This is a genomic window from Streptomonospora nanhaiensis (genome assembly GCF_026642255.1).
Taxonomy (GTDB): Bacteria; Actinomycetota; Actinomycetes; order Streptosporangiales; family Streptosporangiaceae; genus Nocardiopsis; species Nocardiopsis tropica.
Map to the genome: position 1 here is coordinate 6,890,670 of NZ_CP113264.1, position 24,557 is coordinate 6,915,226.

General features: G+C 75.2%; 23 protein-coding genes. 16 read left to right on the top strand and 7 right to left on the bottom strand.

The annotated features are described in order from the left end of the window. The first annotated feature begins 291 nt into the window (after window positions 1-291). From OUQ99_RS29815 to OUQ99_RS29825, 3 genes are all read left to right on the top strand, one after another. Complete coding sequence (locus tag OUQ99_RS29815) at window positions 292-948, top strand: hypothetical protein (protein WP_267947080.1); 657 nt, start codon at window positions 292-294, stop codon at window positions 946-948. After that, window positions 945-1,598, top strand: a complete 654-nt coding sequence (locus OUQ99_RS29820) for a hypothetical protein (protein WP_267947081.1) — start codon at window positions 945-947, stop codon at window positions 1,596-1,598. Before OUQ99_RS29815 ends, OUQ99_RS29820 begins: the two co-directional genes overlap by 4 nt. Before the next feature lie 101 nt (window positions 1,599-1,699). After that, window positions 1,700-2,275 (top strand): TetR/AcrR family transcriptional regulator, encoded by a 576-nt coding sequence (locus tag OUQ99_RS29825; RefSeq protein ID WP_267947082.1) that lies wholly within the window; start codon window positions 1,700-1,702, stop codon window positions 2,273-2,275. A 21-nt stretch (window positions 2,276-2,296) separates the two neighbouring features. On the opposite strand, the gene OUQ99_RS29830 is transcribed toward OUQ99_RS29825, so the two are convergent. Next, window positions 2,297-2,932, bottom strand: a complete 636-nt coding sequence (locus tag OUQ99_RS29830) for a DNA-3-methyladenine glycosylase I (protein WP_267947083.1) — start codon at window positions 2,930-2,932, stop codon at window positions 2,297-2,299. A gap of 434 nt (window positions 2,933-3,366) precedes the next feature. On the opposite strand from OUQ99_RS29830, the gene OUQ99_RS29835 reads away from it, so the two are divergent. From OUQ99_RS29835 to OUQ99_RS29880, 10 genes are all read left to right on the top strand, one after another. Continuing rightward, window positions 3,367-4,035, top strand: a complete 669-nt coding sequence (locus tag OUQ99_RS29835; protein ID WP_267947084.1) for a GntR family transcriptional regulator — start codon at window positions 3,367-3,369, stop codon at window positions 4,033-4,035. A 92-nt stretch (window positions 4,036-4,127) separates the two neighbouring features. Beyond that, on the top strand, window positions 4,128-5,099 hold the full coding sequence (locus tag OUQ99_RS29840) for a tripartite tricarboxylate transporter substrate binding protein (RefSeq protein WP_267947085.1): 972 nt from the start codon (window positions 4,128-4,130) through the stop codon (window positions 5,097-5,099). 5 nt (window positions 5,100-5,104) lie between these two features. Further along, a complete protein-coding gene (locus OUQ99_RS29845; protein ID WP_267947086.1) occupies window positions 5,105-5,608 on the top strand; it encodes a tripartite tricarboxylate transporter TctB family protein in 504 nt (167 codons plus the stop codon). After that, window positions 5,605-7,125 carry a tripartite tricarboxylate transporter permease gene (locus tag OUQ99_RS29850; protein WP_267947087.1) on the top strand — a complete coding sequence of 507 codons (1,521 nt, stop codon included), beginning with the start codon at window positions 5,605-5,607 and terminating at the stop codon, window positions 7,123-7,125. Before OUQ99_RS29845 ends, OUQ99_RS29850 begins: the two co-directional genes overlap by 4 nt. A 48-nt stretch (window positions 7,126-7,173) precedes the next feature. After that, a complete protein-coding gene (locus OUQ99_RS29855) occupies window positions 7,174-8,043 on the top strand; it encodes a dihydrodipicolinate synthase family protein (RefSeq protein WP_267947088.1) in 870 nt (289 codons plus the stop codon). 98 nt (window positions 8,044-8,141) lie between these two features. Next, window positions 8,142-9,851, top strand: coding sequence for a dihydroxyacetone kinase family protein (locus tag OUQ99_RS29860; protein WP_267947089.1), 1,710 nt, complete (start codon window positions 8,142-8,144; stop codon window positions 9,849-9,851). Between the two features lie 223 nt (window positions 9,852-10,074). Beyond that, on the top strand, window positions 10,075-10,815 hold the full coding sequence (locus OUQ99_RS29865) for an SDR family NAD(P)-dependent oxidoreductase (protein ID WP_267947090.1): 741 nt from the start codon (window positions 10,075-10,077) through the stop codon (window positions 10,813-10,815). Window positions 10,816-11,061: 246 nt separating this feature from the next. Next, complete coding sequence (locus tag OUQ99_RS29870; RefSeq protein WP_267947091.1) at window positions 11,062-11,814, top strand: hypothetical protein; 753 nt, start codon at window positions 11,062-11,064, stop codon at window positions 11,812-11,814. A gap of 144 nt (window positions 11,815-11,958) precedes the next feature. Beyond that, the gene (locus OUQ99_RS29875) at window positions 11,959-12,942 is read left to right on the top strand and encodes a hypothetical protein (RefSeq protein ID WP_267947092.1); all 984 of its coding nucleotides are present in this window, start codon (window positions 11,959-11,961) and stop codon (window positions 12,940-12,942) included. A gap of 171 nt (window positions 12,943-13,113) precedes the next feature. Beyond that, window positions 13,114-15,372 (top strand): glycoside hydrolase family 9 protein, encoded by a 2,259-nt coding sequence (locus OUQ99_RS29880; protein ID WP_267947093.1) that lies wholly within the window; start codon window positions 13,114-13,116, stop codon window positions 15,370-15,372. A gap of 182 nt (window positions 15,373-15,554) precedes the next feature. On the opposite strand, the gene OUQ99_RS29885 is transcribed toward OUQ99_RS29880, so the two are convergent. The 4 genes from OUQ99_RS29885 to OUQ99_RS29900 all read right to left on the bottom strand — a co-directional run bounded on the left by OUQ99_RS29885 (window position 15,555) and on the right by OUQ99_RS29900 (window position 19,471). After that, window positions 15,555-16,667: a PQQ-dependent sugar dehydrogenase gene (locus tag OUQ99_RS29885; RefSeq protein WP_267947094.1), complete on the bottom strand. Its 1,113-nt coding sequence runs from the start codon at window positions 16,665-16,667 to the stop codon at window positions 15,555-15,557. Between the two features lie 42 nt (window positions 16,668-16,709). Then, on the bottom strand, window positions 16,710-17,870 hold the full coding sequence (locus OUQ99_RS29890) for an FUSC family protein (RefSeq protein ID WP_267947095.1): 1,161 nt from the start codon (window positions 17,868-17,870) through the stop codon (window positions 16,710-16,712). A gap of 171 nt (window positions 17,871-18,041) precedes the next feature. Further along, window positions 18,042-18,785, bottom strand: a complete 744-nt coding sequence (locus tag OUQ99_RS29895; protein ID WP_267947096.1) for a spermidine synthase — start codon at window positions 18,783-18,785, stop codon at window positions 18,042-18,044. An 89-nt stretch (window positions 18,786-18,874) separates the two neighbouring features. Then, window positions 18,875-19,471, bottom strand: a complete 597-nt coding sequence (locus OUQ99_RS29900) for an O-methyltransferase (RefSeq protein ID WP_267947097.1) — start codon at window positions 19,469-19,471, stop codon at window positions 18,875-18,877. 233 nt (window positions 19,472-19,704) lie between these two features. Here OUQ99_RS29900 and OUQ99_RS29905 point away from each other — a divergent pair, with 233 nt between their 5' ends. Beyond that, the gene (locus OUQ99_RS29905) at window positions 19,705-20,262 is read left to right on the top strand and encodes a hypothetical protein (RefSeq protein ID WP_431061472.1); all 558 of its coding nucleotides are present in this window, start codon (window positions 19,705-19,707) and stop codon (window positions 20,260-20,262) included. 50 nt (window positions 20,263-20,312) lie between these two features. Here OUQ99_RS29905 and OUQ99_RS29910 read toward each other — a convergent pair whose 3' ends face one another. Then, window positions 20,313-20,846, bottom strand: a complete 534-nt coding sequence (locus OUQ99_RS29910) for a DUF1360 domain-containing protein (protein ID WP_267947098.1) — start codon at window positions 20,844-20,846, stop codon at window positions 20,313-20,315. Continuing rightward, window positions 20,839-22,713, bottom strand: coding sequence for a glycoside hydrolase family 15 protein (locus tag OUQ99_RS29915; RefSeq protein ID WP_267947099.1), 1,875 nt, complete (start codon window positions 22,711-22,713; stop codon window positions 20,839-20,841). The genes OUQ99_RS29910 and OUQ99_RS29915 overlap by 8 nt, the downstream gene beginning before the upstream one ends. A gap of 155 nt (window positions 22,714-22,868) precedes the next feature. Between OUQ99_RS29915 and OUQ99_RS29920 the strand changes: the two genes are divergently transcribed. Then, complete coding sequence (locus OUQ99_RS29920) at window positions 22,869-23,885, top strand: SDR family oxidoreductase (RefSeq protein ID WP_267950560.1); 1,017 nt, start codon at window positions 22,869-22,871, stop codon at window positions 23,883-23,885. Window positions 23,886-24,037: 152 nt separating this feature from the next. Then, window positions 24,038-24,400: a DUF3140 domain-containing protein gene (locus OUQ99_RS29925; protein ID WP_267947100.1), complete on the top strand. Its 363-nt coding sequence runs from the start codon at window positions 24,038-24,040 to the stop codon at window positions 24,398-24,400. Window positions 24,401-24,557 lie beyond the last annotated feature (157 nt).

Here is a 24,557-nt window from a genome sequence, read left to right on the forward strand (position 1 = left end):
GTCGCCGGCGGCGGCGCGGTGCGGTCCCTCGGCCACACGAGGTACGCGGCCGACGGGGGCCGACGGCCACGGTGTCCGCGGTTCCTCTGCGGCACCGGCTCCCGTGTGTGGCACACGGTGCCCGGGAGGGGTGGGAACACCCTCCTCGGACGAGACGGCCCCGCGGCGGCCGACCGCCCCGGGCGCTGTCGGCGCTCTCACCTGCGACGGTTCCGTTACCTTCCCGTGACCGTGTTTTGGGCGTGGTCACCGGGGCAGGGCAGGACGACCCGACGACAGGAGGTGCCCCCAGTGGAAACCGGAACCGTTGTCATCATCGTCATCGCGGCAATCGTCATCATCGCCGTGGGAGTCGCGCTCGCCGCGCGCTCCTCGATCCTCCCGGCCCGGCGCACCGCCCGGCTCAAGAAGCGCTTCGGCGCGGAGTACTACCGCGCCGTGGAGGCCCACGGCGGCAGGGCGGCCGCGGAACGCGAGCTGTCCGAGCGGCTCGACCGCCACAAGGGCATGAGGCTCCGCAGGCTCACCGACCGCGAGCGCGAGGCGCACGCCGGCACATGGGCCGCGGTGCAGCAGGAGTTCGTGGACGACCCCGTCAGCGCCGTGCGCAACGCCCGCGGGCTGGTCGAGGGGATCATGTCCGACGTCGGCTACGCCGACCGCGCCCCGGCCGAGGACCGGGGCTTCGAGCAGCGCGCGGGAGACCTGTCGGTGGACCATCCCGCCGCCGTGGCCGAGTTCCACCGCGTGCGCGGCGCCGTGCGCCCGGCCGGGGCCGACCGGGTCGGCACCGAGGGCCTGCGCGAGGAGCTGGTGGCCTTCCGGGGCCTCGTGGAGGCCCTGTTGGGCGGGCTGCCCGAGTCCCCCGGCACGACCCCGACCGAGGCTCCGGGCAGGACCGTGACCGGTCCGGCGCGGAGCGGGACCGATACGGAGGTGGACCGGTGAGAGAGCACGACGAGACCGCCGCACCGGCGGACAGGAAGCAGAGCGGCGTCCGCCGGACCCCGCGGGCGCAGGAGCGCGAGGACGCCGGCGGCCGGACGACGCCCGGGGCCGCCGGGGTCCGGCGGCCCCCGGCCGAGGAGGTGCCGGAGCAGCGGCGACGCAGCGGGGTCCACGCGGACCCGGCACGGGCGGCGGGGCCCGCCCCGACCGCGCCCCCGCCCCCTGCCCCGGACGCGGCGTCCGGCGCCGCGCGGGCGGTGACGGTCGACGCCGAGGTGTCCGACCCCGCCTCCGCCCCCTCTCGCCCTGACACGCCGGCCCCGGCTCCCGCCGGGTCCGCGCCCTCCGGCCCGCGCGGCGCGGAGGACCCGGCGAGGCAGCTCGGGCCACGCGGCATGGACCCGGGGGACGTGCGGGCGCGCTGGCAGGAGACGCAGGGCGGGTTCGTCGACGATCCGCGGGGAACCGTGCGCGAGGCGGACGTGTTGGCGGCCGAGGTCGCCGACGCCGTGATCGCCGGGATCGAGACGCGCCGGGCCGCGCTCCGCTCCGCGTGGAGCGAGGGCGACGGCTCGGACACCGAGTCCCTGCGCCTGGCCCTGCGCGACTACCGCTCCTTCGTCGAGCACCTGGTCGACGCGGGCAGGTGACGCGGACACGACACGCGGGCCGTGCGGCACCGGGCCGCACGGCCCGCGTGTCCCGACCGTTCCGCTGTACTCGCCCCGGGGCCGGGTCTACCGTCACTGTCATGGGCACCAGGGGAACGGTCACACGGACACGGCTCGTCGACCGCGCACGCGAGCTGCTCGAGGCCCACGGTTACGCCGGAACGGGTCTGGAGCAGGTCCTGGCCGCCAGCGGCGCCCCCCGCGGCTCCCTCTACTTCCACTTCCCGGGAGGGAAGGACGAACTGGTCGCGGCGGCCCTGGAGTCCGCCGGGGCCGAGATCGGGTCCCGCATCCGGGAGCTCTCCGAGGAGGCTCCCGACGCGGCCGCCCTCGTCCGGGGGGTGGTCGACCTCTTCACCGCCAGGATGGAGGGGTCGGCGTTCACCAGGGGCTGCCCCCTGGCCGCCACCGCCCTGGACGTCTCGGCCACCAACGACCTGGTGCACACCGTGTGCAGGAGGGTGTACTCCTCCTGGCAGGCCACACTCGCGCAGCGCCTGGTGGCCGAGGGGCGCGGGGCCGAGGAGGCGGACGCCGACGCCTGGTCCGCGCTCTCCCTCGTGGAGGGGGCGCTCCTGCTCTCCCGCGCCACGCGCGACCGCGGGCCGCTCGACCGGGCCCGGGGCACGGCCTCCCGGCTCTTCGGCGGGGAGTGACCCCGCCCGCGGCGGCCCGGGTCAGGAACGCGCCCAGACCCCCGAGGTCCCCCTGCGGTGGCTGTCCACCAGGTGGGTGTCGACCATGCCGATCGCCTCCATGAGGGCGAACACGGTCGTCGGACCGGTGAACGAGAACCCCGCGCGGCGCAGGGCGCCGGCGAGGGCGGCCGACTCCGGCGACTCGGTGGGGATGTCCTCGACCCGCGCGGGGGCCGGGGTCCGCTCGGGCCGGAAGGACCACACCAGGTCGACCAGCCCTCCCGCTCCGCGCAGGGCGACCGCGGCCCGCGCGTTGCGGACCGTGGCGCGGATCTTCCTCTCGTTGCGCACGATGGAGGCGTCCCCCATCAGCCTCTCCACGTCCTCCTCGCCGTACCCGGCCACGGTGTCGGGGTCGAAGCCGTCGAAGGCGGTGCGGAAGGCCGGCCTCTTGCGCAGGATGGTGGCCCAGGAGAGTCCCGCCTGGAACGCCTCCAGGCTGATCCGCTCGAAGACGCCGCGCTCGTCGCGGACGGGCATCCCCCACTCGGTGTCGTAGTAGTCGCGCAGCAGCGGGTCCGCCGCCGCCCAGGGCGGCCGCACCAGCCCGTCCTCGCACACCAGCGCGCCGCTCTCCGTGGCGGCGAACCGCGCCTTCCCCGGTTTCTCCGGCATCTCGGATGTCCTCTCCACGGCCTCGGCGCCGACCGGCCCGCCGCGTCCCGTCCACCACCCCTCGCGCTCCCCCGGCGCGGTCGGGGCGGTCCCCTTGCGCCCTCGACGGTACGCGGTCCGCGCCGCGTGAATCCACGGGAACGCCGCACACGGAAGACGGCCCCGGCCCCCGACGACACGCCGAGGACACCCCGCCGCCACCTTCCGGACACCTTTCGCGCACTCCTGGCGACCGGGCAATTCCACAGCGTCATGGCGGGAGGTCCGACCGGGCCGAGTTCTTTTCGCGGCCGTGCGCACCGGAACCCCGAAAGGACAGGGGAACCCGAAAAAAACGGACAACCGCCACGGAGACACCAGCAACAACGGGGATTGACACACGTCACACGGTGATCCAATCTGGTTAACAGTTAACAGTTAACCGAAGGGAAGACATGTCGGAGATCCTGCCCATCAAGCAGCGGGCACTCGGCGAGAAGGTCGCCGGAGAACTCCGGCGCCTGATCGTCACCGGGCGCTACGCGCCCGGGACGTCGCTGGTCGAGGGGCACCTCGCCGAGCAGTTCGACCTGAGCCGCGGACCGATCCGCGACGCCCTCAAGATCCTCGCCTCCGAGGGGCTCATCGACACCAACCGCCGCAGCGCCACCGTCGTGGGCCTGGGCGGGGACGACATCGACGAGCTCTTCTCCCTGCGCGGATCCCTCGAACAGCTCGCCCTGGAGATCGGCCTGAACCGCGACCGGGCCGGGCTCGCCGAAGGCCTCCGCGCCCCCCTGGAGCAGATGCGCAGGGCCCGCGAGGAGCGCGACCCCGACGCCTTCACCGCCGCCGACGTGCGCTTCCACTCGGTCTTCTACGACGTCGCCGGCCACCGCCGCCTCGCCGACGTGTGGGCGCAGTACCGGCCCACCATCGAGGTGCTCCTCCTGGCCTCCAACGAGCGCTACGAGGACCTCGGCCCCTCCGTCCGCGCCCACGAGGTCCTCGCCGGGCTGGTCGAGTCCGGCGAGCCCGAGGCCGTCCTGGAAGAGCTCCGCGGCCACCTGGACAACGCCAGGCTCAGGCTCAGGGCCCCCTACACCCAGCCCGCGACCCACTGACCCGACGGGACCGCACCGCGTCCCGTCGTCCCTCGGCTCATGTCCCGCGACCGACCCACGGAGCCGATTCCACCGAAACACCGGAGAGCACCATGCGTTCCACCACCTTCCGCCTGACCGCGGCCGCACTCGCGGTCACCGCCCTCACGGCCGGCTGCGCCGACCGGGGCGGCGTCAGCGAGGACGCCGCGGACTACCCCAGCCAGGACATCACCCTCGTCGTCCCCTACGACGCCGGAGGCGCGTCCGACCTCGCGGCCCGCACCCTGGCCGCCCGGATGGAGGACTCCCTGGGGCAGAGCATCATCGTGGAGAACCGCAGCGGCGGCGCCGGTTCCGTGGGACTGGAGAACCTCGCCGGGCGGGCGGCCGACGGCTACAGCATCGGCTACCTGCCGGTCGAGACCGTCATGCTCGGCTACCAGGGCTACGACGTCGACCCGGGCGCCTACGACCTCGTCGGCCAGATGGTGTCGGTCCCCGCCACCATCGCCGTCCCCGAGGACAGCCCCTACGAGACCCTCGACGACCTGGTCGAGGCCGCCCGCTCCGAGCCCGGGGCCCTCTCGGTGTCCAACTCCGGCGCGGGCTCCATCTGGGAGGCCGCCACCACCGAGCTGGGGCGCGCCACGGAGACCGAGTTCCAGCCGGTGCCCTTCGACGGCGGCGCCCCCGCCGTCACCGCCGCCGTCGGCGGCCAGGTGGACGCCGTGGTCGCGGGCATCTCCGAGACCGCCCCCGCCCACGCGGACGGCCGGCTCCGGGTCCTCGCCCTCTTCGACTCCCAGCCCTCCGACTCGCTCCCCGGCGTGGAGACGGCGGCCGAACAGGGCGTGGACGTCGTGATCGGCGGCTGGGGCGGCATCGGCGCGCCGGCCGGCCTCCCCGACGAGGTGCGCACGAAGCTGGAGGAGGCGTTCTCCGAGGCGGCCGACTCCGACGAGTTCAGGACGATCATCGCCGACTCGGGGAACATCCCGGTCAACGTGCCCTCGGAGGAGTTCTCCGAGTTCGTCGACCAGGAGCACACCCGCTTCGGCGCACTGCTCGAGGGCCAGGACTGAGCACCGTGGCCGACACGAGCACGACCCCGGACGCGCCCGCCCCCGGCGGGCCGCGTCCGGGACGCAGACCGCGGGACCTGGTCCCCGCCGCCGTCGGCGCCGCGCTCGCCGCGGGCGCCTTCGCCCTGGCCGCGCAGATCCCCGAAGGGGCCCGGCTCACCCAGTTCAGCCCGAGGTGGTGGCCGGAGACGCTGGCCGTCCTCCTGCTGGTGCTGAGCGCGTGGCTGGCCGCGGGGGCGCTGTTCCGCCGCTCCGCGACCGCGGAGGAGGACGGGCCCGAGGCCGCGACCCGCCAGGGGGCGTGGCGGCTCGTCGCGATGCTCGCGTCGATCGCGGGCTACGGCGTCCTCTGGTACTTCGTCGACTTCCGGGTCTCCACGGCTGTCCTGTTCGCGGCCCTCACCTGGCTCGGCGGAGGCCGCGGGTGGAAGGCGCTGATCCTCTTCCCGATCGCCGTGACGGCGATCCTCTACCTTCTGTTCGGCGTCCTCCTGAGAGTGCCACTATGAGTCCGATCGTCGAGGGCTTCAGCGCCCTCCTGGACCCCATGGTCCTGCTGTGCATCGCCGCGGGCGCCCTCCTGGGCATGCTCGTCGGCGCCTTCCCCGGCGTGACGGCCACCATGGCGGTCGCCCTGGCCAGCGGTTTCACGCTCTCCCTCGAACCGCTTCCCGGCCTCGCGGTCCTGCTCACGATCTACGTGGCGGCGAACTTCGGCGACCGGGTCCCGGCGATCCTCGTCAACACCCCGGGGACGCCCGCGTCGATCGCCACGACCTTCGACGGCTACGCCATGGCCCGCCAGGGCAGGGCGGGCCTGGCCCTGACCTCGTCCGCCTTCGCCTCCGCGTGGGGGACGCTCGTCGGCGTCGTCCTGCTCATGGTCGCCGCGATCCCGCTGTCCCGGCTGGCCCTGAACTTCGGCCCCGCCGAGATGTTCGCGCTGGTCGTGTTCGGCCTGACGATGATGATCGGGGTGTCCGGCGGCCGGATCGTCAAGGGCCTCATGGCGGGCGGCCTGGGCCTGCTCCTCGGGGCCGTCGGCCGGGACCCCATCACGGGCACGCCGCGGTTCACGTTCGGCCTCCCCGAACTGTCCGACGGCATCCCCTTCATCGCCGCGATCATCGGCCTCTTCGGCATCGCGGAGGTCATGAACCAGATCCTCGTGCACCGCCGGGGCCGGGAGGCGGAGCCGATCAAGGAGTTCGGCCGCTGGTTCCCCAGGCGCTCGGACTGGCGCACCATGCTCAAGCCGATGGCGATCGGCAGCGGCGTCGGCGGCGTGGTCGGCATCGTGCCCGCCACCGGCGGGGACATCGCCGGCATCCTCGGCTGGGACCAGGCCCGCAGGGCGTCCAAGCGGCCCGAGGAGTTCGGCAAGGGGTCGCTGGAGGGCATCACCGCCGCGGACACCTCGTCCAACGCCACCCTCGGCGGGTCCGTGACCACCACCCTGGCGCTGGGTCTGCCCGGCGACTCCGTGATGGCCGTGATGATCGGCTCGATGGTCGTCTGGGGCATCCAGCCGGGCCCGTCGCTGTTCGCGAACCAGCCCGACCTGGTCTACAGCATCGCCGGGATCATGCTCATCGCGACGGTGGTCGCCCTCGTGATCAGCGTGCTGCGCATGCGCGGCGTCGCCAAGCTCCTGGAGCTCCCGCAGCACTTCCTGTGGGCGGTCATCCTCGTGTTCTGCATGGTCGGCACCTACGCCGTGAACAACAGCGTCCTCGACGTCGCCGTGATGCTCGTGTTCGGCCTCGTCGGGCTGTTCCTGAAGCGCTTCGGGATCCCGCCGGGGCCCGTCGTCCTCGGCCTGATCCTGGGCGGCCTGGCCGAGGGCAACCTCCGCCGCGCCCTGGAGATCGGCGGCCCGGAGAACATCCTGACCAGCCCCATCGCACTCGGACTCCTGGCGGTGAGCGCGCTCGCCCTCGTCGTGCCGCCGCTGCGCACGGCGTGGGGCGCGCGCCGCGCCCGCGCCCGCGCCGCCTCCGAGAACACCACCACCCCGGCGCCCTGACCCGGATCCGCCGGCAGCCGCCCCTTCCCCACCCGAGGAGAACCACGCATGTCCGTCCACGCGAAGGTGATCACCGCCCTCCCGACCCCGTTCACCCGGGACGAGGCCCTCGACCCCGACGCCGCCACCGCGCTGTTCACGGCGGTCCGCGACCGGGGCGTCGACGGGGTGTTCGTCGCAGGGACCACCGGAGAGTTCACCGCCCTCGACGACGACGAGCGGACCGGGGTGATCGGACTGGCCCTGGACGTCTTCGGCCCGGAGCGGGTCTACGCCCACGTGGGCGCGGCCGCGCCCCGACAGGCCGAGTCGCTGGTCCGCGCCGCCGTCGGCGCGGGGGCCACCCGGCTCGCCGCCGTCACGCCCTACTTCCTGCCCGCCCCCGAGGACGCGCTGGTGCGCTACTACGAGCGCCTGGTGGCGGCGGCCGGCGGCGCGGAGGTGCACGCCTACCTGTTCCAGGTGCGCTCCACCACCCCGGCCGCGCCCTCGGTGCTGCGCCGCCTCGCCGACGCCGGCGTCCGCGGGGTGAAGATCAGCGGTGAGAGCGACGCCTCGGTGTCGGCGTACCTGGCCGCGGCGCCCGCGGGGTTCGACGTCCTGTCCGGCAACGACATCGCCTTCGAGGAGTTCGTCCGCGCGGGCGGCCTCGGCGTGGTCTCCGGCGTCTCCTCCGTCTTCCCCCGGCCGTTCGTGGCACTGCGCGACGCCCTGAACAGCGGGGACACCGAAGGCGTGCGCGCGGCCCAGCCCCTGGTGGCCCGCGCGGTGGCCGCGGTCCGCAGCGGCAGCATCCCGCACCTCAAGGCCGGGCTGGAGGTCCAGGGGCTCCCCGCCGGACCCGCGAGGGTCTGCGGCGACGCCGTCTCCGAGGCCGACCTGGAGGTCCTCAGGGAGACCGCGGAGGCCCTGGCCTGACCCCGCGGCCCGGGTCCCGGACCCGGCCGCCCGACGCCCCCGTGGCGTACACACGACCCGCCCCAGGGGGCGGCGGACCGAGAGGCGAGTGAGCGCGGATGGCGCTGAAGAAGATCATCAACCGACCCGAGGACTTCGTCGACGAGGTCACCGAGTCACTGCTCATGGCGCACCCCGACCGCCTGCGGGCGGCGTCCGGCGACCGCAGGGCGCTGGTGCGCGCCGACGCGCCGGTCGAGGGCCGCGTCGGCATCGTGACCGGGGGCGGGTCCGGACACCTGCCGCTGTTCCTCGGCTACGTGGGCCGGGGACTGGCCACGGGCGTGGCCGTGGGGAACGTGTTCTCCTCCCCCTCCGCCGAGCAGATCGCCGCGGCGACGCGCGCCTCCCACGGGGGCGCGGGCGTGCTGTACCTGTACGGCAACTACGGCGGGGACGTCTACAACTTCGACCTGGCCGCCGACGTCGTCGCGGCAGAGGGCATCGCGACGGCGACCGTGCTCGGCACCGACGACATCCTCTCCGCGCCCCGCGGCAGGGAGGCCACCCGGCGGGGTGTGGCCGGGCTGTTCTTCGCCTACAAGACGGCGGGAGCCTCCGCCGAGCGCGGCGACGACCTGGAGGCGGTGCGGTCGGTGGCCCGGCGCACGGTGGACGCCACGCGCACGATGGGGGTCGGCCTGTCCCCCACCATCCTCCCCGCCGCGGGCGAACCCACGTTCACGCTCGCCGAGGGGGAGATGGAGGTCGGCATCGGCATCCACGGCGAGCCGGGCAGCCACCGGGGGAAGCTGGAGACGGCCGACGAGATCACCGACCGCTTCCTCGCCGAGATCCTCGGCGAACTGGAGCCCGCGCCCGGCGACCGTGTCGCGGTCCTGGTGAACGGCCTGGGCGCCACCCCCCTGGAGGAGCTGTACCTGGTGTACCGCCGGGTCCACCAGGTGCTGGGCGAGCGCGGCGTGGTCATCCACCGGCGCTACGTGGGCGAGTTCGCGACGAGCCTGGAGATGGCGGGGGCCTCGGTCTCCGTGCTCCTGCTCGACGACGAGCTGGCCGAACTGATCGACGCCCCCGCCGCGTCCCCGTTCTTCGGCCAGGGGAACACGGAGGCGCCGGAGCCCCGCGCCGCCGGGGTCGGGGCACCCGGTTCCGCGGCCGTCCGGGGCCCGGCCCCCGCCGTCCGCCGTACCGGCGCCGCCGGCGCGCTGCGCGGCGCGCTGGTCGCGGCCATGGAGCGCATGCCCGCGCACGCGGAGGAGCTGCGGCTGCTGGACTCGCGCCTCGGCGACGGCGACCTGGGCATCACGGTCTCCTCGGGGGCGGAGGCCGTGCGCGAGGCGCTGCTCGCGCTGCCGGAGGACGCCCACCACGCCGACGTGCTGCGCGCGGCGGCGACGGCGTTCGCGTCGGCCAACCCCTCCACGTTCGCCGCGCTGACCGGCGCGGGCGTGCTCGCCGCCGCGGCCGAGTCGGAGGAGCTCGCGTCCGTCTCGTTCCGCGACGCCGCGCGCCTCACCTCCGCCGTGTCCCGCCGGGTGCGGGAGCGGGGCGGTGCCGAGCCCGGCGACAAGACGTTCGTGGACGGGCTCCTCCTGGTGGAGGAGGCCCTGGAAGGGGCCGACGACCCGGTCGCCGCCGTGCGTGCCGCCGCCTCCGCGGCCGGGCGCGCCGTCGAGGAGACCAGCGGGCTGACGTCGGCGAAGGGCCGCGCCGCCTGGGTGGGCGAGCGCGGGGCGGGCGAGCGCGACCCGGGCTCGGTCGCCCTCCTGCGGTTCCTGGAGGAGCTGCGCGACGTCCTCTCCTGAGCGCGGCCCCGTGGCGCCTCTGTGGGGGTCGCGCCACGGGCGCCCCGGCGGACGGGGAGAGGACGGCCGCCGGCGCCGCGGTGCGTACGCGCCGCGGCGCCGGGCCGGGGCCCGCGAGGTCCGGAAGGACCAGGCCACCACCGTGACCGGGGGCGACGGCGGGGCCACGGGCGCCGAGGTGGACACTGGAGGTCCGTCGAGGCAGTCCGCACAGGGGGTAACCGTGTCACGTCCGCTCACAGTCGTCACCGGCGGCAGCCGGGGCATCGGCGCCGCCACCTGCGTCAGGCTGGCCTCCGACGGCCACGACCTGGTACTGGGCTACGCGAGCGACGAGGGGGCGGCCGCCCGGACCGCGGCCGCGGTGCGGGAGGCCGGCGCGCGCTGCGTCACCGTGCGCGCGGACACCTCCTCGGAGGAGGACGTCGAGCGGCTCTTCGACTCGGCCGCCCCGCTGGGGCGGGTCACCGGCCTGGTCAACAACGCCGGTGTCACCGGCCCGCTGGGCAGGCTCGCGGACGCCTCGGCCGACGTCCTGCGCAGGGTGGTCGACGTCAACCTGCTCGGCTACCTGCTGTGCTGCCGCCGGGCCGCCCGGGACATGGCCGCGCACGGCTCGGGTTCCATCGTCAACGTGTCCTCCGCGGCCGCCACGCTCGGCAGCCCCGGCGAGTACGTGCACTACGCCGCGACCAAGGCCGCGGTGGACGCCCTCACCGTGGGCCTGTCGAAGGAGCTGGGCCCCGACGGGGTCCGCGTCAACGCCGTGGCGCCCGGCGTGATCGAGACCGGCATGCACGCGGCGATGGGCGACCCCGACCGCCCGGCCAAGGCCGCCGCCACGCGCATCCCCCTGGGCCGGCCCGGGCAGGACTTCGAGATCGCCGCCGCGGTCTCGTGGCTGCTGTCCCCCGAGGCCGCCTACGCGACGGGCACGGTGCTGCGCGTCTCCGGGGGCCTCTGAGGCGCCCGGCGCGTGCCCGGCAGCGCGCGGCCGGACGGGCGGGCCGACGGCGGGCGCCCGGCGCGAGGGGGTCTGCGGGCGGCGTGCCGGCCCCCGGTTCCGCCGGTGGCAAGGCGAACCCGCGGCCCGCGGCCCGCCCCGTGAGCTGTACCATCGGGGCCGGATTCTCCCCCTCGTCCGCGTGCTCCCCCGGTCCCGGAGAAAGCCGTGCGACAGGGCTTTCACCACAGACGGAAACGGACGTTCATGGACGCTGACGACACCCAGGTCATGACCAGGACCGGCGAGTTCACCACCACCGTGAGCTGGGAGACCCCGGTCCGCGGTCGGGTCGCCGCGGCGGTGGACCGCCTCTCCGGCCCCCTGGCCGACCTGCTGGAGCGCGACGCCAACGACGGCGACACCCGCATGCTCGTCGCCGACTTCTTCAGTGTCGGACTGAATTTCAGCAAGTACCAGGACATGACCACCGAGTACCGCACGAGCGGCGACTCGATCGACTACGCGATCATGCTGGAGGGCAAGCTCTTCGCCCCCGTCGAGGTGCGGCGGATCGGCCAGGAGCTCGACCAGCGCAACATCCAGATGTCGCGGCGCCTGGCGGCGGACGAGGGCGCCGAGTGGGTGATCCTCACCAACGGCCGCCGCTGGCGGGTCTACCACCTGCGCCCCGACGGCGAGGGCGGCAACACCCCGGTCGAGGTCCTCGACGTGGACCTCCTGGACGCGGACGCCTACCACCGCAACATCGACGCCCTGTTCCACCTCACCCGCGAGTCCGTCGACCACGGCCGGCTGGACGCGCTGCGCCAGTGGAAGGAGGCCGTCGAGGCGGCCCCGCTGGCCGAGGTGCTGCGCGGGGACGCCGTGGTCGCGGCGATCCGCGACCAGCTGCTCGCCGCCACGGGGCACCGGGGCCACGCCGGCGACGCCGAGGAGATCCGCCGCGCCCTGACCGACACCGTCGTCGCACGGGGCCTGCTCCCCTCCGGGGAGTGACTCCCCCGGGGCTCCCCGGGACCGGAGGGGCCCCGGGGAGGCCCGGTCACGGCCTTCGTCCGGTTCGCGCCATACTGTCCCCGAACGCATCCGGACGACAGGCGGACCCGGACGGCCCGTGAGCCGGGGCCCGCCGGAGGACCCGTGAACGAGACTCCCCCGACGACCCCGCTCGTGGCCGGCGACCCCGCACAGGTCGGCCCGTATCCCCTGCACGGCCGGATGAACACCGGGGGCTCCGGTGTCACCTACGCCGCCCCGGACGGGCACGGCGGCTGGGCCGCGCTCACCGTGGTCCGCGAGGAGCACGTGGCCGTCCCCGGCTTCCGGTCCCGGTTCGCCCACCACGCCGGCCTGGTCCAGCGGGTGCGCTCACCCCGTGTGGCCCCGCTGCTCGCCGCGGACGGCTCCGCCCCGCGCCCGTGGTTCGCGACCGCGTACGTCCCCGGGCCGACCGTGCGCGACATGGTCGCCACGCACGGGCCGATGCCCGGCGGCCAGGTCCGCGAACTCGCCGCCGGCATCGCGGCGGCGCTGGCCGACGTCCACGCCGCCGGGGCCGTCTACCCGAACCTGACCCCGGCCGGCGTGGTCCTGGGGCCGGACGGCCCGGTGCTGACCGGTTTCGAGGCGCACGTGGCCGCGGCCGACTCGGCGGGCTGGGTCGACCCGGAGTGCTTCACCGGCCGCCTGTCCTCCTCGATCGACATGTTCTCCTGGGGGTCGGTGGTGGCCTTCGCCGCGACCGGCAGGGCTCCGTTCGGCACCGGCGACCCGGACGCGGTGGCGCACCGGCACGAGAACGGACGCCCGGACCTGTTCGGGGTGCCCCGGGACCTGGCCGGCCCGGTCTCGGCCGCGCTGGTGCCGCTGGCGGAGGACCGCCCGGACGCGGCGGGCCTGGCCCGCGCGCTGACCGGTTCCGGCGGGCCCCCGCCGCCCCCCGAGCGGAAACGGTCCGGGACGGGACCGGCCGTCGCCCTGGCCGCGGCGGCGCTGGTCCTGGTTCTGCTGGGCGCGGCCCTGGCCCTGTGGGCGCTGGGTCGCGAAGGCGGGTCGGCCGGGGCCGGGGGCTCCGCCGCCGGCGTGGAGCGGGTGGGGACGCAGGTGTCCGGGGCCGGGGGCTGAGCCCTGGCGGGTCGCCCGCCGCGCCGGAGGGCTCCCTCCGCCGCGGCGGGGAGACCGCGCCCTCCGATGCCGTTTACCCCCATTGACAGCAGTGATCCACGACACAACAATGAATTTGGGAGCGCTCCCAGACCTGTCGACCGCTCACCCCCGGCGGAAGGAACCCCCACAGTGAGACCGGTACGAAGAAACGCCGCACCGGCCCTCGGCGCCGCCCTGGCGCTCTCGGCGACCCTCCTCGCGGCCTCCCCCGTTCAGGCCGACGAGGAACCCACCGAACACATCGTCAACGGAGGCTTCGACGACGGCGCCACCGGATGGTGGGGCAGCCCCTCCATCGCGCCCGAGGTCACGGAGGACGGACGGCTGTGCGCCGACGTCCCCGGCGGAACCGCCGATCCGTGGGACGTGATCATCGGCCAGGACGGCGTCCCCCTGCGTGCGGGCGAGTCCTACACCTTCTCCTTCACCGCCTCCGGGACCGGGTCGCGGCCCGTCCGCGCGCTCGTCCAGGAACCCGTCGACCCCTGGCGCACCGAACTCGACGAACGCGCGTTCCTCACCGAGGAGGCCGCCGCCCACGCGTTCGTCTTCACGGCGGACGAGGACCGCGACGACGCCCAGGTGGCCTTCCAGGTCGGCGGCGCGGCCGAGCCCTGGACGCTCTGCCTGGACGACGTGTCCCTGCTCGACGGCGCCGAACCCCCCGTGTACGTGCCCGACACCGGCCCGCGCGTGCGCGTCAACCAGCTCGGCTACCTGCCCGAGGGCCCCAAGAACGCCACCGTCGTCACCGACGCCGCCGATCCCCTCCCCTGGACGCTGGCCGACGCGGACGGCGCGGTCGTCGCCGACGGCGACACCGTCCCCCACGGCCCCGACGCCTCGTCCGGCCAGAGCGTCCACACCGTCGACTTCGGCGGCTTCACCGAACCCGGTGAGGGGTACACGCTGACCGCCGACGGCGAGACGAGCCATCCCTTCGCCGTCTCCGCCGACCTCTACGAGGACCTGGCCGCGGACGCCCTGTCCTTCTACTACCCCCAGCGCAGCGGCATCGGGATCTCGGACGCGATCGCCCCCGGCTACGGACGCGGGGCCGGACACGTCGGCGTCGCGCCCAACCAGGGCGACACCGAGGTCCCCTGCCATCCCGCGACCCCCTGCGACTACACACTGGACGTGTCCGGCGGCTGGTACGACGCGGGCGACCACGGCAAGTACGTGGTCAACGGCGGCATCTCCGTCCACCAGCTGATGAGCGTCCACGAGCGCGCCCTGCACGCGCCGACCGGCAACCCCGAGCGCGCGGGCGACTCCACCCTGCGCCTGCCCGAGCGGGACAACGGCGTCCCCGACGTCCTGGACGAGGCCCGCTGGGAGATGGAGTTCCTGATGGCCATGCAGGTGCCCGAGGGAGAACCCCTGGCCGGCATGGCCCACCACAAGGTCCACGACGCGGCGTGGACGGCGATCCCGATGCTGCCCGCCGACGACCCCCAGCCCCGTTACCTGCACCCGCCGTCGACGGCCGCCACCCTCAACCTCGCGGCGACCGCGGCCCAGTGCTCCCGGGTCTTCGAGCCCTACGACGCGGAGTTCGCCGCCTCCTGCCTGGAGTCGGCGGAGACCGCCTGGGCCGCCGCCGCGGCCCACCCCGAGGAGTACGCCCCACCGACCGGCGAGGGCGGCGGCCCCTACGACGACACCGACGTCTCCGACGAGTTCTACTGGGCGGCCGCGGAGCTGTACCTGGCCACGGGCGACGACGGGTACGAGGACGCCGTCACCTCGTCCGGCCTGCACGCCGACCCCGGGGTGTTCGGACCCGGCGGGTTCGACTGGCGCTACACGGCGCCGCTGGGGGTCCTCCAGCTGGCCTCGGTGCCCAACGACCTGTCCGACGGGGCCCGGGACGCGCTGGTCGAGGGCGCCGGGCAGTACCTGGACAACATCGGGTCCCACCCGTACGGCCTGGCCTACGCGCCCGAGGACGGGGTCTTCGCCTGGGGCTCCAACAACCTCGTGCTGAACAACCTGGTGGTGCTGTCGACCGCCTACGACGTCAGCGGGGACGCGGCCTTCCGGGACGCGGTCCTGGAGGGGATGGACTACGTGCTGGGCCGCAACGCCCTCAACCAGTCCTACGTCACCGGGCACGGCACCAACGACGCGGTCAACCAGCACAGCCGCTGGTACGCCCACCAGCTCGACCCGTCGCTGCCCGCCCCGCCCCCCGGCTCGCTCGCCGGAGGGCCCAACTCGGACACGGCCACCTGGGACCCGGTGACCGAGGCCGACCTGGCGGGGTGCGCCCCCCAGTTCTGCTACATCGACGACATCGGCTCCTACGCCACCAACGAGCTGACCGTCAACTGGAACTCGACGCTGGCGTGGGTGTCCGCGTTCGCCGTCGAACAGCTCCGGTAGCCGCCCGGTCCGGGCCCCGGTGACCGGGCCCGGACCGGCCACAGGTCCATCCGGGAGGACGGGGCCCCTCAGGAGAGCGTGGGGCCCCGTCCGACATCCTCCCCCGGGACGTCCGGGGAGGGCCCGGCCGCCAGGGCCGCTCCCCCGCCCGGGCCGGCGGGAGCAGCGCGTCACCGGACCGCCTACTCCAGGGGCAGCCGCAGGATCCGGTCGTCGCCGTCGCGCGGTTCGCCCCGGCCGTCCAGGTTGCTGGTGCCCAGCCACAGCCCGTCCCCGCCGGGGACGGCCACCACCGTGCGCAGGCGGCCGTACTCCCCCTCCAGGTGGGCGACCGGCTCGCCCGCTCCGCCGTCACCGGTGAGCGGCACCTCCCAGAGCCGCTCGCCGCGCAGGCCCGCCACCCACAGGGAGCCGCCCGCGAAGGCGGCGCCGCTCGGGGAGGCCTCCGCGGTGGTCCACGTGACCAGCGGGTCGACGTACTCGTCCCCGCCGCCGGGCCCCTCCACCTCGGGCCACCCGTAGTTGTCGCCCGGCTCGATCAGGTTGACCTCGTCCAGCCGGTTCTGGCCGAACTCGGTGGCGTAGAGGCTGCCGTCCCCGTCCCAGGCCAGGCCCTGCACGTTGCGGTGCCCGTAGCTGTACGTGTAGTTGCCGAAAGGGTTGTCCGGGGCGGGCTCCCCGTCCGGGGTGAGGCGCAGGACCTTGCCCCCGAGGGAGCCGGTGTCCTGGGAGTTCCGCGGGTCCCCGGCATCGCCGGTCCCCGCGTAGAGGAGGCCGTCGGGGCCGAATTCGATCCGGCCGCCGTTGTGGGTGGACGCCGAGGGGATCCCGTCGAGGACCGTCTCCGGCTCGCCCAGGACGCCCCCGTCCGGGTCGTACTCCATCCGGCCGATCCGGTTGTCGGAGTCCGTCGTGTAGTAGGCGTACACGTAGGGCTCCTCGGGGAAACCGGGGTCGACGGCCAGTCCCAGCAGGCCGCCCTCCCCGGACGGGGACACCCCGGGGACGGTCCCGGCGCCGGTGACGGTGCCGTCGCCCGCCACGCGGACGACCTCGGCGGAGTCGCGCTGGGCGACCAGAGCCGAGCCGTCGGGGAGGAACGCGACGCCCCACGGCACCTCCAGGCCGGTGGCGACGTCCTCCGGCTGTCCGGGCTCGGACGCGGTCGTCCCGGGGTCGGTCTCACCGGTTCCGGTGGTCACGCCCTCGGGGGTGCTGCAGGCGGAGAGCAGGAGGAGGGCGCCGAGGGCGGAGAGGGTACGCAAGGCGGGTCCGGCGGTCGATGTGTGCACCATGTCCGCTCCCTTCCCCGTGACGGCCCGTGTACGCCCGGTTCCTCACCCGCGGTCGCGCGTGCTGTTCTCGTGCCCCTCGCGGAGCTCCTCGAACAGGCGGTCCACGTCGGTGAGCAGCGCGCTGTACACGGGCCACCGGTCCCGGTCCCGGTCCTCGCCGAGCTCCTGCCGCGCCCGCTCCACCCCGCGCTCCCCCGCGTCCAGGCAGGCGCGCAGGTCGGCGGAGGCGGAGGAGCGCTCCGGCTCCTCTGCGTCGCAGACGGCCCGGAAAGCGTCGGCCGCGCCGTCCATGAGCTGCGCGAACCCGCTCAGGAAGGCGTCGTCCGGTGCGGGGAACCTCCCCCCGGAGTCGGTCGAGTACCGCAGGGTGCGCACGACGGACCGGAGGTGGCGCGAGGCCCGGCCCAGGGCGGAGATCCAGGCCCGGTACGCGTCCGGGTCGCCCTGGGGCCCGCGACCTCCCAGGGCCCTGCGCGGGTTGAGGCGCACCCGCTCCTCCTGCTTGGCGACCGCGGCCCGCGCGTTGCGCTCGGTGTCGTCGAACCCCTCCGCGACGCGCGCCCAGTGGTCGAGATCGGCCAGGCCGTCGTTCCCCCGCCCGAGCCCCTCGGCCATCTCGTGCGACAGGTGGCGCAGGCCGTCGGCGAAGTCGAGCACCGCGTTCTCGGCGTCGCGGAAGCGGATGGCGGGGGCGAGGACCGTGTTCGTCACCACGGCCGCGCCCGCGCCCACCATGACCATGGCCAGGAGCGAACCGAGGTCGCCGGGGCTGGCCGCCGTGCCCCCCGCCAGGGCGAACGCCGCGACGACGGGGATCTGGGAGCCCTGCGAGCCGAAGACGGCGGCCTGGCCCAGGACGAGGGCGAACAGGACGAGCAGGGCGAAGATCCACAGCTCGGGGCCCACGGTGAGACCGCCCAGGCCCGCGATCAGCGCGCCCGTCACGACCGCGGCCACGTAGCGGCCGGACTGGAGCACCGACCCGTAGACGCTGGGGCGCACGACCAGGAGGGCGGAGAACGGCGCGAACCCGATCTGCTGCGTGTCCATCAGCAGGGTGCCCACCCCCAGGGCGAGGGTCGCGGCCACGGCACACTTGAGGATGAGGACGGCGGTCTCGCGCTCGTGTCCCCGCCGTTCGAAGGCCCTGCGCCCCCACCGGCGCCAACGCTCCCCGGGTCCCGTCCGATGCCGCTGCGCCACCCCGTCCCCTCCTGTCCTCGTCCGCCGCCGGGGAGGGGCCCGTTCCCGTGCCCCCGGCCCGGCGGAGCCGTCCCGCCGCGGGCCGTCCCCGCTGTCACCGTCGCTTCCCCCTCCGGCGCTTCCGACACGTCGCGGGGCCCCTCGGCACCGCGGCGGCCCCGTCCTCGCGGCTCAGGCCCCGGGGGCGGTCCCCAGGTAGACGGTGTTCGACGCGGGCGCCTCCTGGTAGGGGCTGGCGAAGGTCACCACCTCGCTGCGCACCCCGCCGAAGGCGAGCCGCAGGACGTCCTCGTAGCCGGCGTCCGGCGGGTCGTTGGACCAGAGCGCGAACACCCCGCCGGGGTGCAGGCTCCCGGCGAGGCGGCGCACCCCCTCCGGCTCGTAGAAGGGTGCGTGGGACGGGTGGAGCAGGTGTCGGGGCGAGTGGTCGATGTCGACCACGACCGCGTGGAACCGGCTGCCCGGGGCCTCCGGGTCCAGCCCCTCCGAGCCCAGGGCCCGTGCGAAGAAGTCGCCGCGCGCCAGCCTGCAGCGGGGGTCGGCGGACAGCACGGCCCCCGCCGGGACGAGCCCCTCCCGGTGCCAGTCGACCACCTCGCCCAGCGCCTCCACCACCAGGAGCGAGCGCACACCGGGGTCGTCGAGCACGGTGAGGGCGGTGTGGCCGAGCCCGAGCCCGCCCACGACCACGTCGTACCCGTCCGGCGGCTCCGCGCCGGGGCCCGCGCGCAGTTCGGCCAGGGCGAGGCGGGCCACCTCCACCTCCGCGGCGGTGAAGGCGCTGGACATCAGGAAGTCGTCGTCGAGCTTGATCTCGTAGACGTCGTCGCCCACGAGGGGGTCCCAGCGGCGGCGCAGGCTGATCACCCCCATCGGGGTGGGCCGGTGGTCGAGTTCCCGGAAACGTGGGCTCAAGGTCGGTGCTCCAGACAGGAGAGGGCGGGTGTCCCGCCCACCGTAGGGGGCGCCGCCCGCCCGGGGGCCGGTTCCGCGCCGGACACGCCTCAGCGGCGGACCATCACGAGCACCCCGCAGGACCAGCCCAGCAGCGGGATCCGCTCCCAGCCCGAACGCGACTCCAGGTCGCCGATCAGCCCCTCCACCTCCAGCCGGTGGCCCTCGGAGTCCGTGCCCCCCGCGTGCCGGGCGAGGTCGGCGACGACGTAGAAGCCGCCCCGGTCCACGAGCGAGAGCGCCTCGTCCAGGTGGGTGAACTTGCCCGGCCACGCGTCCGCGAACACCAGGTCGTAGCCGGGGCCGGTGTCGTCCGCCCGACCGGCCAGCCACTCGCCGCCGTCGGCCTCGTAGACCGTCACGCGCGGGTCCACGGTGTGGTGGCGGCGGGCCACGCCGAGGCACGCGGGGTCGTTGTCGACGGTCTCCAGGACGGACTCCCGGTCCATCCCGGCGAGCAGCCACGCGGTACCCGCTCCGGTGCCGGTGCCCAGTTCGAGCAACCGCCCTCCGGGCTTGGACGCCGCCAGGGCCCGGAGCAGGCGGCCGACACCCTCCTCGCAGGACATGGTGAAGCCGATGGCCTCGGTGTCGGCCTCGATCGCGGCCAGGGACGCGGGACGCCGGTCCGGCGCTGTGGTCGCCATGTGGCGGGGCTCCTCGCTGCTCGCCTTGCCCGTCGGGTCGAGGCTACGGCGGCGGGGAGGGCCGGTCCAGCACCCGGACGGGGCGCACGGACCGCGTCGTCCCCGGCGCGCCGGTCCGGACGACCCCCTGCCGCTCCGGCCGGTGCGACGGATTCGTGTCCCGACGTGTGGGCGGACCGTGGAACGGCTAGGGGGTGGGGAACCGGAAGGCACCGAGCAATTGGGAGGCAGCGATGGTCGACGAAACCGGTGCTCCTCCCCGCCGCCCCTGGTTCCGGGGGGCTCTGCGGGGGGTCGTGGGCGCGATGGCCATGAGCGGGATGCGGCAGGTGGCGGTCGGCGTGGGGGCCATCGAGAGGACGCCGCCCGACGCCGTCCTCAAGGAGGGCGTGCCCCTCCTGCTGGAGAGCGTGCCCGAGCACCGCAGGTCGGCCGCCGTGGAACTGGCCCACTGGGGGTACGGCGCGACGGCGGGGGCGGTGTTCGCCCTCCTGCCCGCCCGACTGCGCCGTTCGCGGCTGACCGGGCCGGTGTACGGCGTCGCGGTCTGGGGCCTGTTCGAGGTGGCCGTCGCGCCGGTGCTGGGCCTGGCCCACGCCCGCGGGTCCAGACCGCGCGAGCGGTGGGCGCTGCTGATCGACCACGTCGTCTTCGGGTTCGTCGTCGGCACGCCCCCCGAGGCGGGCATCGCCGGCTCCGACGGCCCGGACGGGGAGCCGGGCGGTGAGCCCCGCGGGGACGGCTCCGGCGCCGGGGGGACCGGGCCGGAGGACCGCCGCCGCGACGCCTGACCGGGCGGACCGGGCCCGGCCGGGAGAGTTTGGGTTCCAGCGGCCGGGCCCTACTCCTGCGCCTTCTGGAGGCGCACATAGGCGAGTTGCAGCCAGTCGGACACCGCCACGGCGCTGAACACCGCTCCCGCGCTCCGGGTGAGGGCGGGAGCGAACACCAGCCCGAAGGCGTAGCCGGTGGCCACCCACTGGGCCAGGCAGAAGGGGCAGGTGACCAGCTCGCCGACCGCCTTGCGCCCGCCCTCGCCGCGCACCTCCTCGTCGAGCTCGGCCGGCGCGGAGGCCCCCCGGAAGCGCGTGAAGAACGACCGCAGCGGGCTGGTCACCGGGTCCTTGGCCAGCAGCCGCGACAGCTTGTGGGTGGTGAGCCCCATCAGCGCCAGGTCCCAGGGCCCCACCGAGGCGGCGGCCCCGCTCCGGCGGGAGCGGCTCGCGACGAGCGCCCCCGCCGCCACCAGGGCCGCGTAGCCGGACGCCACCGCGGCGTAGCCGACGAGCGGCTGGTCGCTGCCCCCGCGGTAGGCCTCCGCCTCCTGCCGGACGGTCTCCTTGACGCTCTCCGCGCCGGAGGTGTCGTCAGTCATCGTCCCCGTTCCTCCTTCGTCTCGTTCCGCCTCCGTTGCCGGACCTGGTGCGGGCCCAGTCGTGCAGCGCCTCCCTGTCGGCCGCCCCGTCGACGTTGACGGCGGCCTCGATCAGCGCGAGGTGCGTGAAGGCCTGGGGGAAGTTGCCCAGCTGGGTGCCGTCCGCGGTCATCTCCTCGGCGAGGAGCCCCAGTTCGCCCCCGCTCCCGCACAGCCGCTCGAACCTCTCCCTCGCCTCGTCGGTCCGCCCGGCGAGGACGAGCGCGGACACCATGTCGAACGAGCAGAGGAGGAAGGCGCCCTCCGGGGTGCCGATCCCGTCGCCGGTCTCCTCGGGGTCGTACCTGCGGATCAGGCCGCCGCCCTCGCCCAGTTCGGCCTCCACGCGCTCCAGGGTGCGAAGCACACGCGGGTCGGTGCCGTCGAGGAAGCCCAGGAGCGGGATCCGCAGCAGCGAGCCGTCCACGTTGGCCGCGCCGTAGGACTGGACGAAAGAACCCGTGGACGGGTCGTAGCCGTGGTCGAGGACGTCCCGGCGGATCGCGCGGGCCTCCTCGCGCCATGCCTCCAGCGGCACCTCGTCCTCCCCGCCGGTCATCTCCGCGAGCTGGACCGCGCGGTCGAGGCACACCCAGGCGTAGACCTTGGAGCTGGTCCAGTGCCGGGGGTCCGTCCTGACCTCCCACATGCCCTCGTCCGGCTCCCGCCACAGCTCGCGCGCCGACTCGACCACGGTGGCGAGCCGGGCCAGCTCGTCCGGCGGCAGGCTCCCGGTGGCGTCCTCGTAGGAGAGGGCCGCGTCGAGGATGTGCCCGTAGACGTCGAGCTGGTGCTGCGAGTACGCCGCGTTGCCGGTCCGGACCGGCCGCGCTCCGCCGTACCCGGACAGGTGGTCCAGGACCTCCTCCTCGGGGGGCGGTTCCTCGTCGACCGTCTCCACGGGCGGGAGCCATCCCTTCGGGCGACCGCACACCCGCAGCAGGAAGCTCAGGTAGCTCCCCGCCTCGGCCTCGTGCCCGAGGCGGAGGAAGGCCAGCACCACGAGGGCCGCGTCGCGGTGCCACACGTAGCGGTAGTCCCAGTTCCTGGTCCCTCCCGGCCACTCCGGCAGGGAGGTGGTGGGCGCGGCGATCAGGGCTCCGCTCTCCTCGTGGAGCAGCCCGCGCAGGGTGAGCGCGCTGCGGCGCACGTGGGTGGCCCCCGCGCCGTCGTAGTCGGTCCGCGCCGACCACGCCCGCCACGCGTCCACCGTCCCCCGGAGCAGGGCGCGTCCCTCCCCCAGGTCGACGCGGCGCTCGCCGTGGAGGTAGTCCAGCGCGAAGACCGCGGTGTCCCCCTCGGAGAGCTCCACCAGGAACTCGGGGCCGCCGTCCCCTGTGAGGCCGGGGCCGGGAGCGCCCGACAGCAGCGGGCCCGACGCCTCCCTCAGGCCCCCGTCCACGCTCTCCCACCGCGGCTCCGAGCGTCCGAAGTCGGGACGGGCACGCAGTCGGGAGCGCACGGAGGCGGTGCCCGCCCTGCACTCGACGAGCCGCACGAGGACGCCCTCGCGGTACAGGCCCTCCTTCCCCCCGGGGGTCCGCACCGCGAGCAGGTCGCGGACCGCGACCTCCACCCCGTCGCCCCGCCACAGGGTCTCCAGGACGAGTGTCTCGTCCACGTAGGCGCGGTCCGCCGGCCGCGCCCCCTGGACCTCCAGGGTCCACTCCCCGCCGCGGTCCGGGTCGAGGATCCCGGACAGGAACGCGGGCCCGTCGAACCTCGGCGCGCACAGCCACGTGACCGTGCCGTCCGGTGTGGTGAGCGCCGCGGTGTGGCAGTCCGAGAGGAAGCCGTGGTCCCCGATGCCCGTCGTCCCCTGCCCCATCGGCCCCTCCCCGTGGTCCTCCCGCCAGCGCTTCCCCTCCGCCTGCCCTGGGAAGGACGGGACGAAACGACACTTCAGAGTCCTGGTGTGCACATAAGGAACCACTGCCCCGGGTAGCGCAGGGGGAAGGTCCCGAGTTCGTGACGGAGGTCGGTATGGAGACCGGGAACGGGGGACGCCGGGTGGCCGTCGTCAGCGGCGCCAGCGCGGGCGTCGGCCGGGCGACCGCGCGGGAGTTCGCCCGCCGGGGCTACGCGGTGGCCCTCCTCGCGCGCGGCGCGAAGGGGCTGGCCGCCGCCGAGCGGGAGGCGCACGAGGCCGGGGTCCCGGCGCTGGCCGTCCGCACGGACGCCGCGGACGCCGCGGCGGTGCGCGAGGCGGCGGCCCGGACCGAGGCCGCGCTCGGCCCGGTGGACGTGTGGGTGAACGCGGCCTTCGCCTCGGTCATCGCCCCCTTCGGGGAGGTGGAGCCCGAGGAGTACCGCCGGGTCACCGACGTCTGCTACCACGGCTACGTCCACGGCACGCGGACCGCGCTGGAGCTGATGGTGCCCCGGAACCGGGGCGAGGTCGTGCAGGTCGGATCGGCCCTGGCCTACCGGGGCATCCCCTTCCAGGCCGCGTACTGCGGGGCCAAGCACGCGGTACGCGGGTTCACCGACTCCGTGCGCGCCGAACTGGTGCACGCCCGGTCGCGGATCAGGTTGACGGAGGTCCACCTGCCGGCGGTCAACACCCCGCAGTTCTCGTGGGTCCGCTCGCGGATGGGGGCGCGGACCAGGCCCGTGCCGCCGGTCTACCAGCCGGAGGTGGCGGCGCGCGCGATCGTGTGGGCCGCCGAGCACCCCCGGCGCCGCCGGTACTGGGTGGGCGCGTCGACCGTGGGCACCGTGCTGGCGCAGCGCCTCGCCCCGAGGGCGCTCGACCTCCAGCTGGGCCTCTCCGGCAGGGACAGCCAGGTCCGGGACGAGCCCGCGCCCGAGCGGGACAACCTGTTCGAGCCCGTGGACGACGTGCTGGACTTCGGCGCGCACGGGGAGTTCGACGACGAGGCGTGGGGCGTCAGCCCCCTCGACGAGCTGAACCGCAGGCGCCGTCCCGCGGCCCTGGTCGGCGCCGCCGCGCTGGCGGCGGGGGCCGCGGTCTACGCGTCCCGCCGGCTCCGGCGGTGAAGGGTTTCGACCGGCACGGCGGCCGGGGTGCCGGGGTGTCCCGGCCGGGGCCGCGGGGCCGGAGTTCAGGGGCCAGGAGCCGGAGGCGGGGCGGGGGCGCGGAGCCGGTCAACGGATCCGACAGGACATGTCCGAGAGCGGGGAGGAAGAAGATGACCGAGCACGACCCGACCGTGGACGACGCGTGGGAGGACTTCCACTCGGCGGTGGACATGACCGGTGAGGAGCTGCGCGAGTGGCTGCTCACCGACGCCTCCGGTGAGGAGGGCTTCCGGCCGGAGCCCGGCCACACGGTGTCCCGGCGGGGCGAGGCGGTCGTGAACCTGCTGTCCAAGCGCCGTGTCGACGTGACGGGGGCCGACGTCGAGCTGATGCGCGAGGTGTCGGATCTCGTCCGGCGGGAACTGGCGGACCCGCACCGCGAGGATCCCGGGTGGCGGCGCCGCCTGATGTCGGTGGGGCACGACCCGCTCAGCCCCGACTCGGCGCGGCCCGACGAGGAGGACCTCGCGTAGCCGGGGCCGGACCCGCCGGTGCGGGGCCGCCCGACGGGGAGTCCGCCCGACGGGGAGTCCGTCCGGCGGCCGAGACCCGGCCCGGTCCCCGTCCGGTGTCCGCCACCACCAGGCACACTCTCGCCCGACCGGATACGAGCCCCGGCAGAGCAGCGGC